Source organism: Glaciimonas sp. GNP009 (assembly GCF_054343755.1).
On the sequence record NZ_JBTGUV010000004.1, the window covers coordinates 2,168,274 to 2,177,835 of the forward strand.

The window sequence follows — 9,562 nt, forward strand, 5'->3', positions numbered from 1 at the left end:
ATATTGTATGGCCTCCGAAGCCAAGGGTCGCTGGTTCGATTCCAGCCAGCCGCACCAATGAAAAGTATAAATATCAAAGAGTTACGCGCTTGGTGCCCGTGGCTCTTTTTTGTTTTCTACGGCCGACATCGCTTCGTGTAACCGCTGCATAACCCCTCTCGATAAATACGACTGCAATGGCTTGATATCTATACAGCGTTTAATTTAATTAACAAAATTTTAAGTGCAGTATTTTATGCAAGACCGTTTCTCATCACGAATTTCGGAATGCCAAGTCGGGCAAATTAAGGCAACATAACGGGATGAACCGGGAATCTAAGGTGGACTGACGTGGCATCCCTATTCACCGCCTAAAAAGGTACAGCAAGCTGATGCCAGGTTCTTAAAGGTATCCTCGGCGTCACTGCCAGAGGAACAATTTTCACCCTGCCATCCATAGCCTGAATAACTAAACCGCGCTTGCCATTAGGTTGGGTTACGATTACCGGCGACGATATTGAAGCTGGCACGCGAATCGACATCTGATGCGGTGGCAAGGTTGGAAATGGCGCTTTTGACGGCGTGCTACCGGTCGTGAAATCTATTAACATAAGCTCTGAAGAAGGCGCATTATCCAAACCGGTATGGACGCCGGGTGTCATTGTCATAATAACCAACATGCCATTCAGTATTTGTAATTTTCCAACCACGCGCTCACCCCGATCCGGGAGTTCAACATACCATCCGCGCTGATTACGCCAGTTAATAGCATTTTTGCTGATCGTCCGACCGCCCTCAATACGGGAGAGCGTTTGTTGCTGCAACTGATAGGCGCCATCAATGGTCGTCACGCCATCAGGCTTCTCCCATAAGGCATAAACTGCCTGAACCTGGGTATCCGCAGGATCGCTTATCTCGAATAACTTCCCGGTCCCAAACATAATCATGCGTCCACCATTGGGATGACGTGCCATCACCGGCTGTTGAACAATCGGCTGAGGCTTTCCCTGGCGATCATGCGCGACATACAATGGCCGACGTTGATAACCGACAGTCCACGCATGCGGATCGGTGCTTTCCAAATCGAATTTCCACACATTGCCGCGTAAATCACCGGCATAGGCGGCGATAACTTCTCTGTGAGCGTTAAAGAGCAGGGCTGGCGTTGACAACCCGTTTGGTGCGGTTTTCCCCCCGTGTTCGGTATGAATTTTTTTTATCAGCGAGCCATCGGCGACATTCACCAGATAGAGCGTCGCTTTATTATTTTTGCTGTCGTAGCCGTTTCCGTATAAAGCCGCCCACTGCCCGTTACGTAACCGCACGACTGCGGCCTCACCAAACACATGCCCCATATCGTTATCGATCACACCGCCGCGCAATGTATCTGATCGCTCCCACATCACGCTCTTAGCACTCAAAGCATCGGGCGAGCTAACGTCGAGCGCAAAAACGCTTTTAGCACCCGCGCCAGTTGAGCCAAGGACGATTGTTTTCCACATCGGAGTTGATGCGCTTCCTCGTTGTAGATAAGCGTCGCCTTCCGTCAACTTGCCATCGACAAAATAGTGATGTTTGTGTTTATAATTTGGATCGCTGAGTAAGTGCAAATGTGGAAACACTGCATGGGGAATATACGCAAATCGCTCCGCACCGGTTGTGGCCTCGAATGCGTGCAACATACCGTCATTTGCACCGACATACAACATCGCCGTGCGCGCACTTTTTGCCCTTTCGTAATCCTGATAGATGCTTCCGCCGCCGTGAATATCCGCCAAAGCCGTATAACCCAAATGCGTGTTCTTAACATAAATCGGCAGCGAATTAACGATATCGCCTAACCTGCTTTTACGACTCCTGAAATGACCGATCTGATGCGACGCTTCTAAGGCTGGATCGCCCCGCACATAGGCCAACATTTCGTTCGATCCTATCGTCGTTTTTTGTTGTCCCGTTAATCCGGACCATTGAAAGTCAGTAGCGCTGTTAGTCTCTGGATTCCAAGTCGCGATATTGCGCACTTTCCAGCCAGGAATGTGTTTCTCTGCATCCCATAAACGTGCTCCAACGCTACCATCGGCATTGGCGTGATAGGCTTTTAACTGACCACTCCAATCATCGGCAGTAAAACTTGCGCGATACACAATCGATGCGTTATCGAGCAATGGATTGTTATAAATCAGACCAGAAGATCCTCCGGAAGTAAAAAATGGTAGCTGAGATATACGACCGAAAGCAGGAGTAAAAATCGTGAGTCCGATCAATACAATCCCTGCTCTATAGATTATTTTTCTCAACATATTTTTTCCGCTCATGGCATTCTCCAGGTTCCAAATCTATAGTGATCACAGTCGTAAATAACTTTGCAACAATACCGTCACATTAGTGGTGACGCCGACACCACGTGCAGTAATGCGATAAGCCGTTAGGGGATCGGCAGGATTCAAGCCAAATTCGTAGTCACCGGTAAGCGCCATTTTTTCAATCATGCAACGGGGCGGCTTGACGAGGCCAACACTACTAACAATATGAGACGGAAGGCCGATAGAAATTACGTCACTACGCCAGTTTTCCGACAACTCCCAATGGTTTTTCCCTTGACGAATGCCGTCGGCAATAGGACCTTGCGGTAACTGAGGTGGAAACACCGCATGCGATATCGACAGTTCTTGGGCTAATTTTTCGCAATACCGGAGCACTTGTTCCGCGGCTTCAAAAGCAAGTTGCTGACTCCGCAAGTTTCCAGCCATTTTCTCTTCCAGAGTGACGTTACGAATTGCAGCAACACCAATAATCGTCATCACCAAAAGAAAAATCAGCGTTACCGGTAGTGCAATACCACGTGACTGGATGATCAGTTTTTTTATCCTCCAGATTACCGGCACGTTTGCTTTCATCATCAATGCACTATTCACTTTCACGGAACGAATATCGTCGTAAAACAGCGCACATCTTGATCGGTTGCAGCATTCAATGCAGCGGTTCGGCATTGTGTTTTATTGAGCACGCTTTCGCTGTCATTTGCCTCGCTTTCCGTACGGTTGCCTGGCTTTCTGAAATACACGCTAACGGCGAAACCCTTGGCCACGGAACCAGATATTTCACCCCAACCGCCAGCCATAGCATTCGCAAGCGCCGTGCGCCATTCGTAAATATCAAGAGCCGCAATTTCCGCATGCGTACAAGAAGAGGAAATAGCGCAGCCAGGCGCTTGCGGCACATCGCCGTTAGCAGGTGGATAGTTTTGTAAAGCCGGACTGTAATAACCTGCACGCGCACCCTGGATATTGGCGCGCACACGCTCAGCGAGATTGTGGCTATACGTGGCGGCTATCGCACGGTAATGGGCAACTTTTTGATATCGCAGCGCGGCCATTTGTAAGCCCGCCAGACCCAGTAAAGAGAAGGCGGTAATCACGATAGCGATCAACACTTCAATAAGACCAGCGCCACCCTGATGATGTAATTTCACTGCGGCCAACAACTAGCCAAAGCCTTTCCGCTCAATGCTCCCACGCAGCATATGAGCGGCTTGGCAACACCCAAAGTCTGACAAAAAAACATCAACCCAGCGCAAATAACCATTATTTAATCTCATAGAATCAATGGCTGGAAATTATAGTCATCACGGACTGACTCAACAATAGGGAAAATACCTAAATCGTGCGAGTGAGGGCGGTATATATACTCACTTTGGATACACAATACAGCCTTGTAAACTGAAACCAAAGTGAAAAGCATTATTAGACTCTCTCAAAAAATTAATTTGCACTAAAGGTAACGCATCGAACCATTTTTCGGGCGAACTTTCTCTCATCAACTTTGTGGTCTCGCATATGACAGGTTTATGCGCTAAACCATCCAGGCGCTAACAATTTATCGCCGACATTTATGCGATATCCACAACGTATTATTTTGAAAATATAACCTCTTTTTTTACACGAATTAATAGCTTCACTCATTCCTTATCTGGAGATCGATGCATGAAAAAAATTAAAATATTTCCACTGATTTTTACCGTTTTATTACTGTCCGTTTTAGGAGGATGTGCTACCGAAAGTTCGACGGCTGTTCCTGTTCAACAGGTAGAAAGTGCTGGCAAACCGTATGTTGGTCAGCGCACCCAAATTGCGGTCGGAAAATTTGATAACCGTTCTAGTTATATGCGCGGCATTTTTTCTGATGGTGTTGATCGTCTTGGTGGTCAGGCAAAGACCATTTTGATCACGCATCTTCAGCAAACTAACCGATTTAATGTCCTTGATCGCGATAATCTGCAAGAAATTCAGCAGGAAGCAGCGATCAAAAAACAAGCTCAACACCTCAAAGGAGCAGATTTTGTCATTACTGGCGATGTCACCGAATTTGGGCGGAAAGAAGTCGGCGACCAACAGCTTTTTGGCATTCTTGGACGTGGAAAGATTCAAACAGCTTATGCCAAGGTCAATCTGAATATTGTCAACATTAAGACCTCCGAAGTCGTATTTTCTACGCAAGGGGCGGGAGAATACAATCTTTCCAACCGTGAAATCATCGGCTTTGGCGGCACTGCTAGCTACGACTCAACGTTAAACGGAAAAGTACTCGATTTAGCGATGCGCGAAGCCATCAATAAACTCGTCTCAGCCATCGATTCTGGCACATGGCAACCGACATTAAAAAATAACTAGAGCCTGATTAAAAACATGAAAAAATTATTTAGTAAACGATCAGTTTTGCCGATTGTGTTCTTGGGCTGCGTCTTGCTAAGTGGATGCAATACCGCACCAAAGACGCTTTATCAGTGGGAAGGCTACCAGCCCCAAGTATACGAGCACTTTAAAGTCGAACAGGGCGCAGAACAACAAATCAGCATTCTAGAACAAGATCTGCAGAAAATTCGCGCGACAGACGGCATGACTCCACCCGGCTATCACGCGCATCTGGGTATGTTGTATGCAGAGATCGGAAAAAACGATCAGATGGCGCAGGAATTTGAGACAGAAAAAACACTGTTTCCTGAGTCTGCAACCTACATAGATTTTCTATTAAAAAATTCAAAAAAATAAGGAAATACCTATGTTAAAAAAGATCCGAAATGGATTTGTATGTTTGTCGGTAATGCTTTTGGCTACCGGGTGTGTTGCACCCGTCAAGCAAATTGATCTGACTGCATTCAAGCAAAGTCGTCCCAAAACAATTTTGGTATTGCCACCTCTGAATGACTCGCCGGATGTAAAAGCGACATACAGCATGCTGTCGCAATTAACTTATCCGTTAAGTGAGGCTGGTTACTACGTACTGCCCGTGGCTTTGGTAGATGAAACGCTTAAGCAAAATGGCCTGTCAAGCGCCAGAGATATGCATGATATTGCACCTGCCAAGCTCCAAAAAATCTTTGGTGCAGATGCGGCCTTGTATGTAAATGTAAAAAAGTACGGCGCAATTTATACCGTGCTTAACAGTGCTGTGGTCGTAACGGCCGAAGCGAAGCTAGTCGACTTAAGAACTGGGGATGTCTTATGGAATGGTTCAGCGACGGCATCAAGTAATGAAGAAGGTAACAACGCCAGTGGTGGATTGATCGGTATGTTAGTGACTGCAGCTATCACGCAGATTGCCAATAACATTACAGATAAAGGTTTCTCGGTGGCTGGTGTCACCAGTCAACGATTGCTCTCCACCAACAAGCCTAATGGTTTATTGTATGGTCCGCACTCACCTAAATACGGAACTGATTGATCTAACGAAAAAAGGGGCATGCCCCTTTTTTTTCCACCATGCGTCTAGTTTTAGGTAATCCTTGATCTGTCAGCGGTGTAGGCATCCTAAGTCTTAGCCGCTACTTTTTTTTACGCGTCCACAATGAGGTTTGTGTTAAGCCCATTCATAATGGCGCTGGTGGGGTTGACATTTACGCAGCCGTCAACGCGATGCCGGGGTCAGTCGAAATTGTTGGGTGCTTGCGATACCGTTTCCATCAAGACTTTGTATTGTTCTTGGTTGATGGGGTAGTTGTGCATCCGATAAATTTTGGCTAATGTACCCACTGTGATCACTTCTATTTCCCCTGCTTATTTAACAAGCAGGGCATTTAATCACATGGGTCAGTTTTAGGCGATCGTCAACAAGCAGCTGGCGTAGGATTGGAAGGCTTGGCTACGGGCGTTTGTAAATATGCGGGATAGTAGGATTGCTAAACCTACTCTTTTTGCAAATAAAAATGTTGATTATTGCAAAGTAATTTTTGAATGTGTATGCATGTTAAGAGCTGCTTGATTAATCACAGTCTCTAACGTCATCAGTAGTTATTGGCCTCGCTAAAACGGTATCTTTGTCAACGATTAAACGACTTAATTCAAACTGACATGATCCGCTTGATGGGAAAATCAATTCATAGTCTGCATTTACCCTTGGAGTGAAACCTACCTTTGCCATGCAGCCTTGATAGTATCTCGTGTAACTTGTTGTTCCGGTTGACATAGTACTAGCGCCAGCAGGCATTAGAAACGTAAATATTACAAGGTCTATTTGCAGACAAGTACGCCTCCGCCGCTACAAATCCTTTTTTTTCTGAAAATGTAGTGGTTGGTATTCCTATTTTTTGACCGTTTAAATTTTTCTCAAATCCGAAAAGATAACTACTCGCAATATGTCCACCACCTGATAAGTTTTTAGGTAAACATTGGCTATTCGGATAGCCAGTCGACCCTCGATAATCGTTGAATACTTTTGGAATGATGACACGGATTCTAGCGCGCTCGCCATCTTTTGGCTCAGGAAATGTAACATTATTTTTTATGGCAGCACACCCCAAAAGCATAAGTGGGATGTTAAGAACTAAAAGAATTTTTTTCATAGAATTTTTCGTCATTTTTTTACTTGAAATCAAACCGTACATCTTTGACGATTTGGTATTTTCCCCAGTTAAAATTGCAAACCCGTGCAACTTCAACTTGATCTTTACTAACTGGTACGCATCCTCCTGATATCTCCACACTTTTCTCTCCCTGCTTTGAGAGAGGGAATTCAATTGTTAGGCCATCTGGAATCGTATGTTTTAACTTCACGTTTTCGACAAAATCATCAACTAAAGAAAAAATGATCACCTTGTCTGCTTTCAACGTGTAAACATCATGCTTAAAAATGTCTCCTGGCGTTAAGCACATTTGAATTTCAGTGTTTTCAATTTTTGTTTGCCTACAATCAGGCGTGGCGGCGTAAACAGCGCTTGATAACGTGAAGGTAATCGTTAAAAAAATTAGGTGTTTTCCCATGGGGCGTTCTTTCTAAGTAAAAATAATTCGGTTTCTCAACTGAGCAATATTAAAATTTCTTAAGAAAAATATACAAAAATCGAAATAAAATCCAATGCAATACCCGACCGTCGAGGTAATTTCTTATGCAGTTCATCACTGAGATTTTAGCCTGCCAAGCCATTGCCCTTTTTTCTTGTTAGTCTCGAACCCATAGTCACTGAAAGTTACCGCAGCTCTCAGTGAACAGCGCAATCCGCTCTGCGATAGTCATGATTTATTCCTACCGGCCCCAATCAATGGAAATGGAGAGGCAAGGTTATAGAATGCTCGGGGAGCGAAAATCTCTTAAAAAAATGTCGCTATTTTAGCGAATTCATAATACTTATTTATGAAAATTATAGCTATTACAGTGCAATTTACCAATAGGTAAAAGACCTAAAAAATTATGCTTAAAACCGCATATTTTTCTAGAAAAAATATTGAATTTTTGTGCAGCCCGGAGACGCCGCGGTGATGTTTGCTTTAACTGGTATCGCGATTGACGCTGACGCTGACACCGAAGCCGCTGCAGCTTCTGTTTTGGGAATCGGCTCTAGTGATTTGACATTAAGGGACGTGGCGTGTCCGACGGTGATGGGTTAATCTACCGTCAAGGAATTATTAAACCGGCCTGCGATCTACAAAAATTGAAAGGGTTAGCAGCCCCTTTGTTAAGGAGTGCATAAAAGCGTATAAATCGACAGTATATTTTCCATTACTGTTCGCGGCTAGTTGCTTGGCAAGCGTTTTTTCATCAGGATGCAACTGCCGGTTATTAGCGACTATTTTTGTGTGTCATCTTCTTTATAGCTATTTTTTACTTTTTTATAGTTGTTATCAAAGGGCTTAATTTTTAACATTGCAGAACGGCTCGAAATACCACCCATAGCTCCAATTACAAGTCCAATACAAGACACTATCGATGTCGGATCAAATGCAAGACCTATAAAAATAAGGGCGACACCCGCCACACAAAGAACTCCTCGAATGAGGGGAGTAAAATTTCCGTCTTTTATAAATATGTTCATTTTGTATGATTGACTCCGATTTAGTTATTGCATTTGTGGGGAGTTTTTAGTTGCCTCTGCTGTTTCATTAATAACAGGTGCAAAAAGAGGAAACCTTTCTGACAAGAAGAAATTACCAATATCAATTCCACTAACGGATAAATAATTCCTAGGGTTCGGCTTTAACAATTGCTCCATTCCACCGGCTCTCAATCCTAGCAAGGTTGCCATAAGTGCGGCACTTTCAGCAACTAGAGTATGCGGCCCAGGTATAACACCAGCGGCAGCAGCCCCAAATCGTCCTGCTTGCGTAGCAAAGAATCCCGCAACATCTGCCATCTGATCTCTGGTCGGCAGCGGAGGATTTACCCTCACCACCGAACATTGCGCTCCGACACAATGTGCCTTTGCAATGGATTAAATATCCCCGACGAATTGTTCATGTTAAACGCCATATTTTCTGTCGGAGACCACCCCTAATTACCACCGGAATTTTGTGCAATGTATGTCATCAAATCCCGAGAAATATTGGAAGGAATCTGCTGTACTAATTGTTGCTTGCCATCTTTCCACCACCGACCATTTCGCACCATCATCGTAGACCGTCCCCGTATCGCCATTCACATCGACAATTGCGCCTGCATCGACGCCTTCTCCCAATGCCTTGTTGTTTGCCGCCCGCATGGCATCTTCAACTTGCTCAACCGTGTATTTTCCATCGCTGTTCGCGGCCAGTCGCTTGGCAAGTGTTTTTTCATCAGGATGCAACTGCCGGTTATTCGCTATAAAAAATTAGATCATTTTGCATCCTCTTTTTCGTAACTGTCTTTCGCTTTTTTATAGCTGTTGTCAAATGGTTTTAAACCAAGTGTTTTTGCCCGACTACCATATCCTCCCATCGCCATGATCGCTAATCCTACAGAAGCTCCAATAATACGAATGTTTTGATTCTTTAATAAGCATAAAGAGGCTGTTATTATAAAAAATCCAATCAATAGAAGGATAGTTACTGCTATACCCGTCAGGTTACCGTTACGTATTACATAAAATAAAAATTTTCTCATTCCTTGTTATCTCCATTTATCCAGTCCTTGGATTGCTCTGAAAACCGATTATTTTTTATATTCTCTAAAAATTCATTTGTAATAGGAGAGGTTAGACGTCCGCCCGATAATTTATCCGTAGCAAGACCAATTGCGCCAGTTATTCCGTCAATAAATACTTGTCCCACGTTCGGCCTCAATACCTGTTCAAACGCCGCCGCCCCAAATCCAGCAATAGTCGCCGTCCACGCCATCC

14 protein-coding genes are annotated in these 9,562 nt (G+C 44.4%); 4 read left to right on the plus strand and 10 right to left on the minus strand.

The genetic code is table 11. The features are described 5' to 3' along the window. Positions 1 to 350: 350 nt before the first annotated feature. The 3 genes from ACXX82_RS10495 to pilV are packed head-to-tail and all read right to left on the minus strand — an operon-like array spanning position 351 to position 3,451. Entirely contained in the window at positions 351 to 2,294 is a 1,944-nt protein-coding gene (locus tag ACXX82_RS10495) for a pilus assembly protein (RefSeq protein ID WP_458562881.1), read from the minus strand. A gap of 30 nt (positions 2,295 to 2,324) precedes the next feature. After that, entirely contained in the window at positions 2,325 to 2,900 is a 576-nt protein-coding gene (locus tag ACXX82_RS10500; RefSeq protein WP_458562882.1) for a pilus assembly PilX family protein, read from the minus strand. Then, positions 2,897 to 3,451, minus strand: coding sequence for a type IV pilus modification protein PilV (gene pilV, locus ACXX82_RS10505; RefSeq protein WP_458563981.1), 555 nt, complete (start codon positions 3,449 to 3,451; stop codon positions 2,897 to 2,899). Before pilV ends, ACXX82_RS10500 begins: the two co-directional genes overlap by 4 nt. Positions 3,452 to 3,962: 511 nt before the next feature. On the opposite strand from pilV, the gene ACXX82_RS10510 reads away from it, so the two are divergent. Genes ACXX82_RS10510 through ACXX82_RS10520 form a run of 3 tightly spaced genes read left to right on the plus strand, consistent with a single transcriptional unit; the run spans position 3,963 to position 5,700 of the window. Next, positions 3,963 to 4,649 (plus strand): CsgG/HfaB family protein, encoded by a 687-nt coding sequence (locus tag ACXX82_RS10510; protein ID WP_323507217.1) that lies wholly within the window; start codon positions 3,963 to 3,965, stop codon positions 4,647 to 4,649. A gap of 15 nt (positions 4,650 to 4,664) precedes the next feature. Then, the gene (locus ACXX82_RS10515; RefSeq protein ID WP_458562883.1) at positions 4,665 to 5,027 is read left to right on the plus strand and encodes a DUF4810 domain-containing protein; all 363 of its coding nucleotides are present in this window, start codon (positions 4,665 to 4,667) and stop codon (positions 5,025 to 5,027) included. A 10-nt stretch (positions 5,028 to 5,037) separates the two neighbouring features. Continuing rightward, the gene (locus tag ACXX82_RS10520; RefSeq protein WP_458562884.1) at positions 5,038 to 5,700 is read left to right on the plus strand and encodes a DUF799 domain-containing protein; all 663 of its coding nucleotides are present in this window, start codon (positions 5,038 to 5,040) and stop codon (positions 5,698 to 5,700) included. Positions 5,701 to 6,445: 745 nt separating this feature from the next. Here the strand turns inward: ACXX82_RS10520 and ACXX82_RS10525 are convergent. Both ACXX82_RS10525 and ACXX82_RS10530 read right to left on the minus strand, forming a co-directional pair. After that, complete coding sequence (locus ACXX82_RS10525; protein ID WP_458562885.1) at positions 6,446 to 6,817, minus strand: hypothetical protein; 372 nt, start codon at positions 6,815 to 6,817, stop codon at positions 6,446 to 6,448. 19 nt (positions 6,818 to 6,836) lie between these two features. Then, on the minus strand, positions 6,837 to 7,235 hold the full coding sequence (locus tag ACXX82_RS10530) for a hypothetical protein (protein WP_322234430.1): 399 nt from the start codon (positions 7,233 to 7,235) through the stop codon (positions 6,837 to 6,839). Between the two features lie 495 nt (positions 7,236 to 7,730). On the opposite strand from ACXX82_RS10530, the gene ACXX82_RS10535 reads away from it, so the two are divergent. Beyond that, the gene (locus ACXX82_RS10535) at positions 7,731 to 7,859 is read left to right on the plus strand and encodes a hypothetical protein (RefSeq protein WP_322234433.1); all 129 of its coding nucleotides are present in this window, start codon (positions 7,731 to 7,733) and stop codon (positions 7,857 to 7,859) included. A gap of 179 nt (positions 7,860 to 8,038) precedes the next feature. Here the strand turns inward: ACXX82_RS10535 and ACXX82_RS10540 are convergent, their stop codons facing one another. The 5 genes from ACXX82_RS10540 to ACXX82_RS10560 form a co-directional block, all read right to left on the minus strand. Then, the gene (locus ACXX82_RS10540; RefSeq protein WP_322234435.1) at positions 8,039 to 8,284 is read right to left on the minus strand and encodes a hypothetical protein; all 246 of its coding nucleotides are present in this window, start codon (positions 8,282 to 8,284) and stop codon (positions 8,039 to 8,041) included. A gap of 24 nt (positions 8,285 to 8,308) precedes the next feature. After that, positions 8,309 to 8,602 (minus strand): hypothetical protein, encoded by a 294-nt coding sequence (locus tag ACXX82_RS10545; RefSeq protein ID WP_322234438.1) that lies wholly within the window; start codon positions 8,600 to 8,602, stop codon positions 8,309 to 8,311. Between the two features lie 141 nt (positions 8,603 to 8,743). Beyond that, positions 8,744 to 9,031, minus strand: coding sequence for a hypothetical protein (locus ACXX82_RS10550; protein WP_458562886.1), 288 nt, complete (start codon positions 9,029 to 9,031; stop codon positions 8,744 to 8,746). Between the two features lie 29 nt (positions 9,032 to 9,060). Continuing rightward, a complete protein-coding gene (locus tag ACXX82_RS10555) occupies positions 9,061 to 9,327 on the minus strand; it encodes a hypothetical protein (protein ID WP_458562887.1) in 267 nt (88 codons plus the stop codon). Next, a complete protein-coding gene (locus ACXX82_RS10560; protein WP_322234446.1) occupies positions 9,324 to 9,560 on the minus strand; it encodes a hypothetical protein in 237 nt (78 codons plus the stop codon). Before ACXX82_RS10560 ends, ACXX82_RS10555 begins: the two co-directional genes overlap by 4 nt. Positions 9,561 to 9,562: the final 2 nt, after the last annotated feature.